This is a genomic window from Halomonas sp. DQ26W, assembly GCF_003339685.1.
In the GTDB taxonomy this organism is placed as follows: Bacteria; Pseudomonadota; Gammaproteobacteria; order Pseudomonadales; family Halomonadaceae; genus Halomonas.
Map to the genome: position 1 here is coordinate 19,281 of NZ_QPKI01000010.1, position 14,097 is coordinate 33,377.

Annotated in this window: 11 protein-coding genes and 5 tRNA genes; 10 read left to right on the forward strand and 6 right to left on the reverse strand. The window is 61.1% G+C overall.

Annotated elements, in window-relative coordinates:
• Window positions 1-22: 22 nt before the first annotated feature.
• The 6 genes from DU490_RS07055 to ccoN form a co-directional block, all read right to left on the reverse strand.
• The gene (locus DU490_RS07055; RefSeq protein WP_114573622.1) at window positions 23-538 is read right to left on the reverse strand and encodes a FixH family protein; all 516 of its coding nucleotides are present in this window, start codon (window positions 536-538) and stop codon (window positions 23-25) included.
• Window positions 535-1,974 (reverse strand): cytochrome c oxidase accessory protein CcoG, encoded by a 1,440-nt coding sequence (gene ccoG, locus DU490_RS07060; RefSeq protein WP_114573623.1) that lies wholly within the window; start codon window positions 1,972-1,974, stop codon window positions 535-537. The genes DU490_RS07055 and ccoG overlap by 4 nt, the downstream gene beginning before the upstream one ends.
• A 132-nt stretch (window positions 1,975-2,106) precedes the next feature.
• Window positions 2,107-3,036 carry a cytochrome-c oxidase, cbb3-type subunit III gene (gene ccoP, locus DU490_RS07065; protein ID WP_114573624.1) on the reverse strand — a complete coding sequence of 310 codons (930 nt, stop codon included), beginning with the start codon at window positions 3,034-3,036 and terminating at the stop codon, window positions 2,107-2,109.
• On the reverse strand, window positions 3,033-3,269 hold the full coding sequence (locus DU490_RS07070) for a cbb3-type cytochrome c oxidase subunit 3 (RefSeq protein WP_114573625.1): 237 nt from the start codon (window positions 3,267-3,269) through the stop codon (window positions 3,033-3,035). Before DU490_RS07070 ends, ccoP begins: the two co-directional genes overlap by 4 nt.
• 2 nt (window positions 3,270-3,271) lie before the next feature.
• Window positions 3,272-3,880 (reverse strand): cytochrome-c oxidase, cbb3-type subunit II, encoded by a 609-nt coding sequence (ccoO, locus tag DU490_RS07075; RefSeq protein ID WP_066445025.1) that lies wholly within the window; start codon window positions 3,878-3,880, stop codon window positions 3,272-3,274.
• 22 nt (window positions 3,881-3,902) lie between these two features.
• The gene (gene ccoN / locus DU490_RS07080) at window positions 3,903-5,327 is read right to left on the reverse strand and encodes a cytochrome-c oxidase, cbb3-type subunit I (protein ID WP_114573626.1); all 1,425 of its coding nucleotides are present in this window, start codon (window positions 5,325-5,327) and stop codon (window positions 3,903-3,905) included.
• A 162-nt stretch (window positions 5,328-5,489) separates the two neighbouring features.
• On the opposite strand from ccoN, the gene DU490_RS07085 reads away from it, so the two are divergent.
• The 10 genes from DU490_RS07085 to DU490_RS07130 all read left to right on the forward strand — a co-directional run bounded on the left by DU490_RS07085 (window position 5,490) and on the right by DU490_RS07130 (window position 14,093).
• Window positions 5,490-6,221, forward strand: a complete 732-nt coding sequence (locus tag DU490_RS07085; RefSeq protein ID WP_309485733.1) for an alpha/beta family hydrolase — start codon at window positions 5,490-5,492, stop codon at window positions 6,219-6,221.
• 42 nt (window positions 6,222-6,263) lie between these two features.
• Window positions 6,264-6,339, forward strand: a tRNA-Val gene (locus tag DU490_RS07090).
• Window positions 6,340-6,381: 42 nt separating this feature from the next.
• Window positions 6,382-6,458 (forward strand) — tRNA-Asp (locus tag DU490_RS07095).
• Window positions 6,459-6,485: 27 nt separating this feature from the next.
• Window positions 6,486-6,562 (forward strand) — tRNA-Asp (locus DU490_RS07100).
• Window positions 6,563-6,631: 69 nt separating this feature from the next.
• Window positions 6,632-6,708 (forward strand) — tRNA-Val (locus tag DU490_RS07105).
• 3 nt (window positions 6,709-6,711) lie between these two features.
• A tRNA-Asp gene (locus DU490_RS07110) sits at window positions 6,712-6,788 on the forward strand.
• Window positions 6,789-6,976: 188 nt separating this feature from the next.
• Window positions 6,977-8,986 (forward strand): NADPH-dependent 2,4-dienoyl-CoA reductase, encoded by a 2,010-nt coding sequence (locus tag DU490_RS07115; RefSeq protein WP_114573627.1) that lies wholly within the window; start codon window positions 6,977-6,979, stop codon window positions 8,984-8,986.
• A 305-nt stretch (window positions 8,987-9,291) separates the two neighbouring features.
• A complete protein-coding gene (locus DU490_RS07120; RefSeq protein ID WP_114573628.1) occupies window positions 9,292-11,214 on the forward strand; it encodes a PrkA family serine protein kinase in 1,923 nt (640 codons plus the stop codon).
• 24 nt (window positions 11,215-11,238) lie between these two features.
• A complete protein-coding gene (locus DU490_RS07125) occupies window positions 11,239-12,522 on the forward strand; it encodes a YeaH/YhbH family protein (RefSeq protein ID WP_114573629.1) in 1,284 nt (427 codons plus the stop codon).
• A gap of 17 nt (window positions 12,523-12,539) precedes the next feature.
• Complete coding sequence (locus DU490_RS07130) at window positions 12,540-14,093, forward strand: SpoVR family protein (RefSeq protein WP_114573630.1); 1,554 nt, start codon at window positions 12,540-12,542, stop codon at window positions 14,091-14,093.
• The last annotated feature ends 4 nt before the right edge of the window (window positions 14,094-14,097 follow it).

Sequence of the window (14,097 nt, forward strand, 5' to 3'; positions counted from 1 at the left end):
GAGTATGTCGATACGCAAGCCATCAGCCGCGGTCCGCGATGCCAGGCGTCAGGTCGAATTCGTCCTCGCTGGGAAAGCTGCCTTCGCCCACCAGGCGCCAGGCTGGTTCGATCTCGCTGGGGTGAAGCTGCATATACCAGCGATAGCGCAGGTTGTCGGGTGCCTGGCCGAGATAACGTCCATCGCGCACGTGCTCCAGAACGATATCCTGGTCGCGGCCGCCCACGGTAGGGAAGATTAGCGTCAGATAGAGCCGCTCGGGGCGTTCTCCACCTTCGAGCTGAACGATGATATCGCTGGTGATGGGATCGATGCGCAGATCGGCAGCCAGGTCGAGTTCATGGGCCCGCTGTTGTTTCGCCAGCACCATGTTGATGGCACGTCCGTGCTCATAATAGTCCTGCTGTACCAGGCCGTCGGCGGTTCGCACGGCCATGACGGCCAGGGTCGAGCTGCCGAAGATAGAGGTAAACAGCAGACCGAGCAGGAACCAGGGCCAGAATTGCTTGTACCAGGGGGTGGGGGTCGTCATGGTCATCTCCGGGCTGCGCCGATGAAGCGGGCTTCACGTTCAAGGACGATGCGTTCGTTCTGTTGGGATTGCACGTGCAACTGAATCGGGTGGCTAGGCATATCCAGCACCTCCGGGTCGGCGGTGACCTGTACCGCGAACCTGCGCGAGGCTCCGGCAGGGACCCGCAGCGTGTCGGTATCGAACTCCAACCCGGGCAAGCCGCTCACTTCAAGGCGAAACTCATGGTCCTCGCGATCCTGGTTACGCAGGGTCAGGGTAAAGACATTGCTGATGCGTCCTTCGCGGGTCATCTGATAGAGCTGGCCGCGTTCTCGCTCGACTTCGAAATCCAGCGGCATGCGGTCGCTCAGAGCCCAGACGAATAGGCCGATCATCACCAGTAGTGCCGCCAGGTAGCCCATCAGTCGAGGCCGCAGGATATGCGACGGCTTGCCTTCCAGGGCGTTCTCCGTGGTGTAGCGGATCAGCCCCCGCGGATAGTTCATCTTGTCCATCACGCTGTCGCAGGCATCAATGCAGGCGGCGCAGGTGATGCATTCGTATTGTAGGCCGTCGCGGATATCTATGCCGGTGGGGCAGACCTGCACGCAAAGGTCGCAGTCGATGCAGTCGCCGTAACCGGCCTCCCGTGCCGTTTCATGGCTGAGACTTCGCTTGCGGGCGCCGCGAGGCTCTCCCCGATCAGCGTCGTAAGAAACGATCAGGGTATCTGCATCGAACATCACCCCCTGGAAGCGGGCGTAGGGGCACATGTAAATGCACACCTGCTCGCGCAGCCAGCCGGCATTGAGATAGGTGAATACCAAAAAGAAGCCGGACCAGAAGTACGCCCAGCCGTGGGCCTGGAGGGTAGCCAGCTCCACTACCAGTTCCCGAATCGGCGTGAAGAACCCGACGAACGTGACTCCAGTGGTCAGGGCGATCACGAGCCAGATGAGGTGTTTGGACCCCTTGCGCCATGCCTTGTCCAGGCTCATGGGTTGCTTGTCGAGTTTTATGCGCCGGTTACGGGGGCCCTCCAGGCGATGCTCGACCCAGATATAGAGAAAGGTCCAGACGCTCTGAGGACAGGTATAGCCACACCACACGCGTCCCGCAAAGACGGTGATGAAGAACAAGCCGAAAGCGCAGATGATCAGCACCCACGACAGTAGGATAAACTCCTGTGGGTAGAAGGTGGCGGCGAAGATATGAAACTCCCGCCCCGGCAGGTCGAACCAGATCATCGGGCGGCCGTCCCATTGGACCCAGGGCAGGATGAAGAAGGCCAGCATCAGTAGCCAGTTGGCAAGGCGACGCAGGCGCTGGAAAAACCCCTTGATCTCACGGACATAGATGTGTCGCCGACTGGCGTACATCTCCTGTTGGACGGTAACTCGCGGTTGGTGGTGGCCCACGGGGTCCGGGGTCACGTCGCGGGCGGGTATCTTCTCACTCATGGCGGACTCGTGGCGGGCAGGGATGACCGCAGAAGGGAGGCAGCGAAACGGGTTCATTGTATCGAGGCCTCGTCACCAAGCGAAAGGGTGCGACCCCAGGCCGCACCCTTGTCGTGCCGCTCAATTTCATCCTCAGTCGCGAAAGCGCAGGCTGTAGACGTAGGCGGCAACCAGGTGGACGCGTTCCTCGCCGATGTAGGCTGCCTGTGCGGGCATATGACCATTGCGGCCGTTGCGCAGGGTCTGACGAACCGAGTCGGCAACGCTCTGGCCGGGCGCCTGGTAGAGCCAGATGTCGTTGGTCAGGTTCGGTGCGCCCAGCGCCTGATTGCCGGTGCCGTCCGGCATGTGGCAGGCCGCGCAGACCGAGGCATAGACCGAGGCCCCCTGCTCGGCACGTTCGGTCTCATGCTCGAGATCCGACAAAGACAACACGTACTGTGTCACGTTTTCGATGTTGTTCGCGCCGAGGGTCTGGAACGAGGGCATCAGCCCATTACGCCCTCTGACCAGGGACGTCATGATCTGCTCCGGCTCACCGCCGTAGAGCCAGTCGTCGTTGGTCAGGTCGGGGAAGCCGTAGCCACCCTGGGCGTTGGCGCCGTGACACACCGCACAGTTGTTCTGGTAGATACGGTCGGCGACCTGCATGGCCTCCTCGTCCCGGGCGAGTTCGGGGATCGGGATCTCCTGGTACTGGGCGAAGATCGGCGTGAATCGCTCCTCGGCCCGGGCCACTTCCTCTTCCCACTGCCCTTCCTGGGTCCAGCCGAGCAGGCCGGCGAAGTTGCCCAGGCCCGGATAGAGCAGCAGGTAGCCCAGCGAGAACACCACAGTCGCTACATATAGCTGAAACCACCAGCGCGGCAGCGGGTTGTCGTACTCCTCGATCTCGTCGGCGGCGTGACCGGTGGTTTCGACGTTGCCATCGGCGTCCGGCACCTTGTCGGTCTTGCGGTTGGCGTAGAGGATCCAGAAGGCGAAGGCAATGGAGCCCAGCGTGAGGACGATGATCCAGGCGCTCCAGAACCCGGAAAGGGAGTCATCCCAAAGATTGTTCATGCGTTTCTGTCTCCCTGGTTCGTACGGGAATCGCCGTTGCTGTCCTGCTCTCGGCTCGAGCGGGGCGAGGCGCTGCTGTCACGTGTTGTCTGCTCATCGTCATCGACGAAGGGCAGGTTGGCCGCCTCGTCGAAGTCCGGCTTGCGCCGCCGGGAGTAGGCCCACCAGGTGATGCCGAGGAAGGCGACGATCAGCAGAAAGGTGATGATGCCGCGAAAGGTTCCGGTATCCATGGTCAACGCGTGCCCTCTAGCACGGTGCCCAGCTGCTGAAGATAGGCGACCAGTGCGGTGATCTCCTGCTGGCCGCGCACCTCGCGGGTGGCGTTCTCGATGTCTTCGTCGGTGTAGGGCACGCCCAGGGTGCGCAGCGCCCGCATCTTGCGCGGCGTATCGTTGCCGTCGAGGGTGCGCTCGAACAACCACGGATAGGCCGGCATGATCGATCCCGGGACCACGTCACGCGGGTTGTACATGTGGGCACGGTGCCAGTCGTCGCTGTAGCGGCCGCCGACGCGGGCCAGGTCAGGGCCGGTGCGCTTGGAACCCCACAGGAAGTTGTGCTCGTAGATGAACTCGCCGGCCACACTGTAGTGGCCATAGCGCTCGGTCTCGGCGCGGAAGGGGCGGATCATCTGGGAGTGACAGCCGACGCAGCCCTCACGACGATAGATGTCCCGTCCCTCCAGCTCCAGGGCGGAGAGCGGGCGCAGGCCTTCGACCGGCTCTGTGGTCTGTTTCTGGAAGAACAGCGGCACGATCTCGGCCAGGCCGCCGAAGCTGATCACCACCAGGATCAACACGGCGAGCAGGCCTACGTTCTTTTCGACAATCTCGTGTTTCATTGGTGTCGGTATCCCCGGTTGCTCAGGCGGTCTGCGGAATCGGATGTTGCACGGCTTCGCTGCGCTGGATTGTCTTGAAGACGTTATAAGCCATGATCAGCATGCCGATGATCCAGAACAGGCCGCCGATCAGGCGTACGATATAGCCTGGGCCGCTGGCCTCGACGGACTCCATGAAGGTGTACATCAGGGTGCCGTCGGGATTGATCGCGCGCCACATCAGGCCTTGCAGGATGCCATTGACCCACATGGAGGCGATGTAGAGCACCGTGCCGATGGTGGCCAGCCAGAAGTGCACCGCGATCATGCCCACGGAGTACATTTCGGTCTGACCGAACAGGCGCGGAATCAGGTGGTACATGGAGCCGATGGTGATCATGGCCACCCAGCCGAGCGCGCCGGCATGGACGTGGCCGATGGTCCAGTCGGTGTAGTGTGACAGAGCGTTGACAGTCTTGATCGCCATCATCGGCCCTTCGAAGGTGGACATGCCGTAGAATGACAGGGCAACCACCAGGAAGCGCAGGGTCGGGTCGGTACGCAGCTTATGCCAGGCGCCGGAGAGCGTCATCATGCCGTTGATCATGCCACCCCAGGAGGGCGCCAGCAGGATGATCGACATGACCATGCCCAGCGACTGGGCCCAGTCGGGCAGGGCGGTGTAATGCAGGTGGTGCGGGCCGGCCCACATGTAGATCATGATCAGCGCCCAGAAGTGGACGATGGACAGCCGATAGGAATAGATCGGGCGTTCGGCCTGCTTGGGCACGAAGTAGTACATCATGCCCAGGAAGCCGGCGGTGAGGAAGAAACCGACCGCGTTGTGCCCGTACCACCACTGAACCATGGCGTCGATGGTGCCGGAATAGATGGAGATCGAGTACATTGCGGTGACCGGGATCGCTGCATTGTTGACGATATGCAGCACGGCCACGGTCAGGATGAAGGCGGCGAAGAACCAGTTGGCCACGTAGATGTGGGAGGTCTTGCGCTGCTTGATGGTCATCAGGAAGACGATGGCATAGCTGACCCAGACCACGGCGATCAGGATGTTGATCGGCCACTCCAGCTCGGCGTATTCCTTGGTGGTGGTGTAGCCCAACGGCAGGGTAATCACCGCCGACACGATCACCGCCTGCCAGCCCCAGAACGTGAACGCCGCGAGCTTGTCAGAGAATAAGCGTGCCTGACAGGTACGCTGGACGACATAGTAGGAGGTCGCCATCAGGGCCGAGCCACCGAAGGCGAAGACCACGGCATTGGTGTGTAGCGGCCGCAGGCGGCCGAAGCTGGTCCAAGGCAGGTCGAGATTGAGTTGCGGCCAAACCAGCTGTGCGGCAAGGATGACACCGAGGAGCATGCCCACGATGCCCCACACGACCGTCATGATCGCGAACTGCCGAACTACCTTGTAATTGTAGGTCGGGTGCTCTAGTGCTGTGCTCATGTCAGGTTCCCATCGAACGCGTATCGAGAGCCGGCTGTGACGGATACTGCGGCCGACGCTCACGGTTGGGTGAAGCAGGTCAGAAAACAGCATGGATTCTATCGCAGCAGCATCGCAGACTGAAACACGCCCAAGGGCGAAACTCACACAGGAGCTTGACCGGTGTCGTACTTTGCACGACTTGATCGGGTAGCAATTTCTTCGGTACGCCTTCGTGAGCGCCTTCTCGCAGGGGAAGTGGGCCGATGGCGTGTCGAAGGGCTGGGGCCGCTGGAAGTCGAAGGCGACGGGAGTGCCGGTCGGCTGCTGATCGCCCATGGGGCGGGGGCTGGGCAGGGGTCGCCATTCATGAGCCAGCTGCGTGCCGGCCTGGCGGAGCATGGGGTGCAGACCTTGGCTGTCGAGTTCGCCTACATGCAGCGTATGCAGAAAGAGGCCAAGCGTTTTCCGCCCCCACGTATCGATCGGCTGGTAGAAGAATTGAGCGCCTGGTGCGACATTCTGACACACCCTGAGCTGGGTGGTTTCTGGCTGGGTGGAAAGTCGATGGGTGGACGAGCGGCGAGTCTGCTGGCGGCCCGTGATCAGGCCGCCGGCCTGATACTTTGCGGCTACCCCTTCCATCCGCCGGGCAAGCCGGAAAGCCTGCGGTTGTCTCACTGGCCGCTGCTCGCCTGTCCTACCCTGGTGCTGCAGGGCAGTCGCGACCCTTTCGGTAACGCCGAGGAGATCGAAGGCTATCGGCTGGGCGATAACGTCGCGGTGCATCTGCTGGAAGATGGCGATCACGATTGGAAGCCGCGTCGTGCCTCTGGGCTCACCCAGGAGGGGCTGATCGCGCAAGCGGCAGGTGCGATTGCCGCCTTCATGCTGCGGCACCCTCAAAGTCATTGACAACCAAACGGATCCCTGTAGAATTCAGCGCCACGTGACCGGGGGTGGTTAGCTCAGTTGGGAGAGCACCAGCCTTACAAGCTGGGGGTCACAGGTTCGAACCCTGTACCACCCACCATTGCTCGCCAGAGCGATACCGATCATGTAGGAAGCACGCAGCGGACCGGTAGTTCAGTTGGTTAGAATGCCGGCCTGTCACGCCGGAGGTCGCGGGTTCGAGTCCCGTCCGGTCCGCCAACTGTTTCTGATGTCATGTCGTCTTGTGGACCGGTAGTTCAGTTGGTTAGAATGCCGGCCTGTCACGCCGGAGGTCGCGGGTTCGAGTCCCGTCCGGTCCGCCACGATGACTGGCGCGCTGTATTGAGTAGAAGCTGTGAAGCTGTATTGAGTAGAAGAAATGCGGTATCCGTGGGTGATTAGCTCAGTTGGTTAGAGCACCAGCCTCACATGCTGGGGGTCACTGGTTCGAATCCGGTATCACCCACCACACGGACCGGTAGTTCAGTTGGTTAGAATGCCGGCCTGTCACGCCGGAGGTCGCGGGTTCGAGTCCCGTCCGGTCCGCCAACACGATATTCCAGACCCTGAGCCGAATGGCTTGGGGTCTTTCGTATGTGCTTGGTTTCCCTCCCCTTTCTCTTTCCCTCTCCCGTTGGTCTATGCGGCTTTCGCCACATGGTGCATCATTCTCTTTGCGCATCTTGACCGGCTATCATACAGTTGTTTGAAACCTTGATCCGTAGGAGGAGTTCGGCGTGCGCTACCCTCATCTCTTTCGTCCGCTCGACGTGGGCCACTTGACGTTGCCCAACCGGGTGCTGATGGGCTCCATGCACACCAACCTTGAGGAGGCGCCCAACGGCTTTGTCCGTTTGGCGGCCTTCTATGCCGAACGGGCCCGTGAAGGAGTTGGGCTGATCGTCACGGGCGGTATCGCTCCCAACCCCGAAGGTGCTGTGTTCCAGGGTGCCGCCACGCTGGAGCGTAACGAACAGGTGGCGAACCATCGTGGCGTGGTCGAGGCGGTTCATGCCGAGGGCGGTCATATCTGCATGCAGATCCTGCATGCCGGCCGTTACGCCTACTCACCGGAGTTGGTGGCGCCGTCACCGATCCAGGCACCCATCAACCCGTTTGCCCCCCGGGAACTCACCGGTGACGAAGTCGAGAGACAGATCGCCGACTACGTGCGCTGCGCCAACCTAGCCCGTGAAGCCGGGTACGACGGCGTCGAGGTGATGGGGTCAGAAGGCTACCTGATCAACCAGTTTCTCTGCCTGCGTACCAACCAGCGCAGCGACGAGTGGGGCGGTGCGTTCGAGAATCGCATGCGCTTTGCCGTCGATATCGTCAAGGGGATCCGCGAGGCGGTGGGCGAGGACTTTCTCATCATCTTCCGCTTGTCGATGATCGACCTGGTGGAGGAGGGCAGCACCTGGGAAGAAGTCGTCACCCTGGGGCGTGCCCTCGAGACCGCTGGTGTCAATCTGATCAATACCGGTATCGGCTGGCACGAGGCGCGTGTGCCGACCATCGTCACTAGCGTGCCGCGGGCGGCCTTCACCGAAGTGACACGCCGCATGAAGGCTGAGCTCAACGTGCCGCTGATCACCACCAATCGCATCAATATGCCCGAGGTGGCCGAACGGGTGCTGGCGGATGGCCACGCGGACATGGTTTCCATGGCGCGGCCCTTCCTCGCCGACCCGGCCTGGATCACCAAGGCGGCGGAAGGGCGTAGCGAGGAGATCAATACCTGTATCGCCTGCAACCAGGCGTGCCTCGATCACACCTTCCAGGGCAAGCTGACCTCCTGTCTGGTCAACCCCCAGGCCTGCCACGAAACCGAGCTGGAGATCCTTCCGGCAAAGACAGCGCGCGACATCGCCGTGGTAGGTGGCGGGCCGGCGGGCCTGTCGGCCGCTGTCACCGCGGCAAGGCGGGGGCATCGCGTGGTGCTGTTCGAGCGGACCGGCGAACTGGGCGGACAGTTCAATCTGGCTCGCAAGATCCCCGGCAAGGAGGAGTTCGACGAGACCCTGCGCTACTTCAAGGTCATGCTCGACAAGCACGGTGTCTCGGTGCGGCTCAACTGTGAGGCTGATATCCAGGCGCTGAAGGGCTTCGATGCCGTGGTCCTGGCCAGCGGTGTCCAGCCTCGCCAGCTGACGCTGCCGGGTCATGACCACCCCAAGGTGCTGAGTTACCCCATGGCCATTCATCATCCCGAGCGCGTGGGGCGTCGGGTGGCGATCATCGGCGCTGGGGGGATCGGCTTCGATGTGGCTGAGCTGCTCACCCACGTGGGACATCCCGCCATGGATCGAGAGGCCTGGTGCGCCGAATGGGGGGTGGATCTCAATGTCTCCGAACGGGGCGGCATCGTCCCGCCTCAGCGACCGGATTCACCGCGGCAGGTCTTTCTGCTGCAGCGCAAGTCCTCCAAACCGGGCAAGGGGCTAGGCAAGACCACTGGCTGGGTCCACCGTGCCTCGCTGAAGCATCGGGGTGTCGAATCCCTGTCAGGCTGCGAATACATGGGCATCGATGATGATGGACTCCACATCCGCCAGGATGGCGAGCCCAGGCTGCTCGAGGTGGACAGTGTCGTCGTCTGCGCCGGGCAGAACCCGGTGCGCGAAATGCTCGAACCGCTGCAGGCGTCTGGCGTCGAGGTCCACATGATCGGCGGTGCCGACGAGGCGGCTGAGCTGGACGCCAAGCGCGCCATCGAGCAGGGCACTCGGGTCTCGGCCAGTCTGTAAACGACAGTGCCCCTCGGGGCCGGCCACACTTGCGTTGAATGGAAGGTTCAAGACTTTCTGTTGTCTCAACCAGAGGGCACTCTGGCCAGACACTATGTGACTTGAGAGCATTGCGTCCATGCATCGTTAAATCAGCATATATTTCCGTATCGAACCCTCTGCGGCCCCTGCGTTCTCATGGGTAGTCATTCACTGCGTTGACAGTTCCCCGGCCGCCCTGTCGGAAGCTGACTAGGCTGATGGTTAACCCGATGAGGTCATCGGCTGTGTCGATGGCCGGCGGGGTGGGCAAACAGGAGGCTTCGATGAGTATCTTCGATCATGTGCAGAACCGCTTCTCTCGCGTCCAGCAGGAAGAGATGTCCCTGCAGGAATACCTTGAGCTGTGTCGCGAAGACCCCATGGGTTATGCCAGTGCTGCTGAGCGCATGTTGCAGGCAATCGGCGAACCCGAGGTGATCGACACCGCCAAGGATTCAAGGCTCTCGAGGATATTCTCCAACAAGGTGATTCGCCGCTATCCTGCCTTTGCCGAATTCTACGGCATGGAAGAGGCGATCGAGCAGATCGTTGCCTACTTCCGCCATGCGGCGCAGGGGCTCGAGGAGCGCAAGCAGATTCTCTATCTGCTGGGGCCAGTGGGGGGCGGTAAATCATCGCTTGCCGAGCGCCTCAAGCTGCTGATGGAACACATCCCCTTCTATGCCATCAAGGGCTCGCCGGTGTTCGAGTCGCCCCTGGGGTTGTTTTCGCCCGAGGAGGACGGCGAGCTGCTTGAGAAGGAGTACGGCATTCCCCGGCGCTATGTGAAGAGCGTGATGTCGCCCTGGGCCTCCAAGCGGCTCCGGGAGTATGGCGGCGACATCTCCGAATTCAAGGTGGTCAGGCTCTACCCATCGCGGCTCAACCAGATCGCCATCTCCAAGACCGAACCCGGCGACGAGAACAACCAGGACATCTCCTCGCTGGTGGGTAAGGTGGATATTCGTCAGCTTGAGCTCTACTCCCAGGACGACCCGGATGCGTACAGCTTTTCCGGTGGCCTGTGCAAGGCCAACCAGGGGCTGATGGAGTTCATCGAGATGTTCAAGGCACCGATCAAGGTGCTGCACCCGCTGCTGACCGCCACCCAGGAAGGCAACTACAACCCCACCGAGGGCATGGGGGCAATTCCCTTTGAAGGTGTCGTGCTGGCCCACTCCAACGAAAGCGAGTGGACGGCCTTCCGCAACAACCGCAATAACGAGGCCTTCCTCGACCGGGTCTACATCGTCAAGGTTCCCTACTGTCTTCGCGTTACCGAAGAGATCAATATCTACAAGAAGCTACTCGAGCATTCGTCGCTCGACCAGGCGCCCTGTGCACCGGATACCCTGCGCATGCTGGCGCAGTTCTCGGTGCTTTCGCGGCTCAAGGAGCCGGAGAATTCCAGCGTCTATTCCAAGATGCGGGTCTACGACGGTGAGAACCTCAAGGACACAGACCCCAAGGCCAAGTCGATCCAGGAGTACCGCGATTCGGCGGGTGTCGACGAAGGCATGGATGGGCTTTCCACGCGCTTTGCTTTCAAGATCCTCTCCAAGGTATTCAACTTCGACAACCATGAGATCGCCGCCAACCCTGTGCACCTGCTGTACGTGCTCGAACAGCGCCTCGAGCAGGAGCAGTTGCCCAAGGAGACCTTCGAGCGCTATCTGAGGTTCATCAAGGAGTTCCTGGCGCCGCGCTACGTGGATTTCATCGGCAAGGAGATCCAGACCGCCTACCTGGAGTCCTACTCCGAGTATGGTCAGAACATCTTCGACCGCTACGTGACCTACGCCGACTTCTGGATTCAGGACCAGGAGTATCGCGACCCGGAGACCGGAGAGCTCTTCAATCGGCAGTCACTCAACGAGGAGCTCGAGAAGATCGAGAAGCCGGCGGGTATCTCCAACCCCAAGGACTTTCGCCACGAGGTGGTCAACTTCGTGCTGCGCGCGCGGGCCCAGAACAACGGTATGAATCCCAGCTGGCAGTCCTACGAGAAACTCAGAGGTGTCATCGAGCACAAGATGTTCGCCAACACCGAGGAGCTGTTGCCTGTGATCTCCTTCAATGCCAAGGCGTCCACGGCAGATCAGAAGAAACATGAGGACTTCGTCGAACGCATGAAGGATCGCGGTTATACCGAGAAGCAGGTGAGGCTGCTTTCAGAGTGGTATCTGCGCGTGCGTAAATCGCAGTAACCGGCGCTGGCCTGGGAGGTCACCATGACCTATTTCATTGATCGACGCGCCAATGCCAAGCACAAGAGTGCGGTCAATCGGCAACGTTTTCTCGACCGCTACCGGACGCATATCAAGCGTTCGGTGGAAGAGGCGGTCAATCGCCGCTCGATCACCGATATGGAGCGCGGCGAAAAGGTGTCAATTCCCGCTCGTGACATTTCCGAGCCGGTTTTCCAGCACGGGCCGGGCGGCAAGCGAACGATCGTCAGCCCCGGCAACAAGGAGTTCGTCGAAGGCGACCGCTTACGTCGTCCCGGTGGCGGCGGTGGCGGCAGCGGGGCCGGCGAAGGGGGCGCCTCCAACCAGGGTGAGGGCATGGATGAATTCGCCTTTACCCTGAGCCGAGAGGAGTTCCTGGACTTCGTCTTCGATGGCTTGGAGTTGCCGCATCTGGAGCGCAAGGCGCTGGTAGACCTTGATGAAGTGCGACCGGTGCGTGCAGGTGTATCCCGAGATGGCGTGCCGGCACGAATGAATATCGTGCGTTCCATGCGCGAGGCTTATGCCCGGCGGATTGCCATGCGTGCGCCTATCCGACGGGCGCTGCGTGAGGCACGCGAAGCGCTTGACATGGAGGAGGCCAAGGATCCGGTGCTGCGCAACCCGGCGCGCATCGCTGAGCTTCGCGCCGAGATCAAGCGCCTGGAGAAGCGTCTGGAGTCGGTGCCGTTCATCGACACCTACGACCTGCGCTACAACAACCTGGTCAATCAGCCCCAACCTTCGAGCAAGGCGGTGATGTTCTGCGTCATGGATGTCTCGGGCTCCATGACGCAGGCCCACAAAGACATCGCCAAACGCTTCTTCCTGCTGCTGTATCTGTTCCTGGAGCGCAACTACGAGAAGGTCGAGCTGGTCTTCGTGCGTCACCACACCGCCGCCAAGGAGGTCGACGAGGAGGAGTTCTTTTATTCGCGAGAAACCGGCGGCACCATCGTGTCGAGCGCCCTGACGCTGGTCGACGAGATCATTACCGACCGCTATCCGCCGGGCCAGTGGAATCTCTATGTTGCCCAGGCTTCGGATGGTGACAACTGGGACGACGACTCCGTCAACTGTCGGGAGCAGCTGGTGAAGTCCCTCATGCCGCGGCTGCAATATTACACCTATGTGGAAATCACGCCCCATGCCCACCAGGCTCTGTGGGAGGAGTACGAAGCGGTGGCCGACGCGTTCCCCGATCGCTTTGCCATGCGCCAGATCGTCGAGGCCGGCGATATCTACCCGGTTTTCCGCGAGTTGTTCAAGCGCCGCGCCGCCCACTGATGCGGACAGGAGGCACCATGACCCGACGCAAGCCCATTGCTACCGGCTCCGATTGGAACTTCGAGGTGTTGGAAGCCTATGAGCGGGAGCTGGCGCGTCTGGCCGATGAATATCGGCTGGACACCTACCCCAATCAGATCGAGATCATCACCACGGAACAGATGATGGATGCCTATGCCAGCGTGGGTATGCCGGTGGGCTATCATCACTGGTCGTTCGGCAAGCAGTTCCTGGCGGTGGAGCAGGCCTATCGGCGCGGTCAGATGGGGCTGGCCTATGAACTGGTGATTAACTCCGACCCTTGCATCGCCTATCTGATGGAGGAGAACACCCTGATGATGCAGGTGCTGGTCATGGCCCACGCCTGCTACGGCCACAACTCCTTCTTCAAGGGTAACTACCTGTTCCGGACCTGGACCGATGCCAGCTCGATCGTCGACTATCTGGTGTTTGCCCGCAAGTACGTGGCCGAGTGCGAGCAGCGTCACGGTGTCACCGCAGTGGAGCAACTTCTGGACGCCTGCCATGCGCTGCAGAACTATGGCGTTGATCGCTACAAGCGCCCCTCGCCGATCTCCGCCGAAGAGGAGGCCCGCCGCCAGACCGAACGCGAGGAGTATCTGCAGGCCCAGGTCAACACGCTCTGGCGTACCATTCCAGAGCGCCCAGCCGGGGAGGCCCTGCCTGGCTTGCTGCTCGACGGCGAGGATCCGCTGGGCCTGCGGGGAGGGGGCCGTTACCCACCGGAACCCCAGGAGAACCTGCTCTACTTCATCGAGAAGAATGCGCCGCTGCTGGCTCCCTGGCAGCGCGAAATCGTGCGCATCGTGCGCAAGCTGGCCCAGTACTTCTATCCCCAGCGCCAGACCCAGGTAATGAACGAAGGCTGGGCATCATTCTGGCACTACACATTGATGAATCGCCTTTACGACGATGGCTTGGTGGATGAAGGCTTGATACTGGAGTTCCTGCAGTCGCATACGGCGGTGGTCAACCAGCCGGCATTCGACAGTCCGTTCTACAGTGGCATCAACCCCTATGCACTGGGATTCGCCATGTTCAGTGACATCAAGCGCATGTGCGAGGCACCCACCGACGAGGATCGCGAGTGGTTTCCCGATACAGCGGGTGCGAATTGGCTGGATACCGTGCATTTCGCCATGCGCAACTTCAAGGACGAATCCTTCATCCAGCAGTTCTTATCACCCAAGGTCATTCGCGACCTCAAACTCTTCACCATCATCGATGACGACCAGGACGAGATGCTGGAAGTGGCGGCGATACACGATGAGCGTGGCTATCGGCGCGTGAGGGACGCCCTGGCCACTCAGTATGCGCTCTCGGTTCGCGAGCCAAACATACAGGTCTATGCTGCGGATATTCGCGGCGATCGCTCGTTGACACTTCATCATGTGCAGGATAGCCGCCGCCCGCTGGGGCGCAGCGTCTACCCGGTACTACGCCATCTGCATCAACTATGGGGATTTCCCGTGCGAATGGAGTCCATCATGGATGACGACTCCTTGGGGCGCCGCATTCAATGGCCGCTTCCGGACGAGGAGACGAAGTGACGGC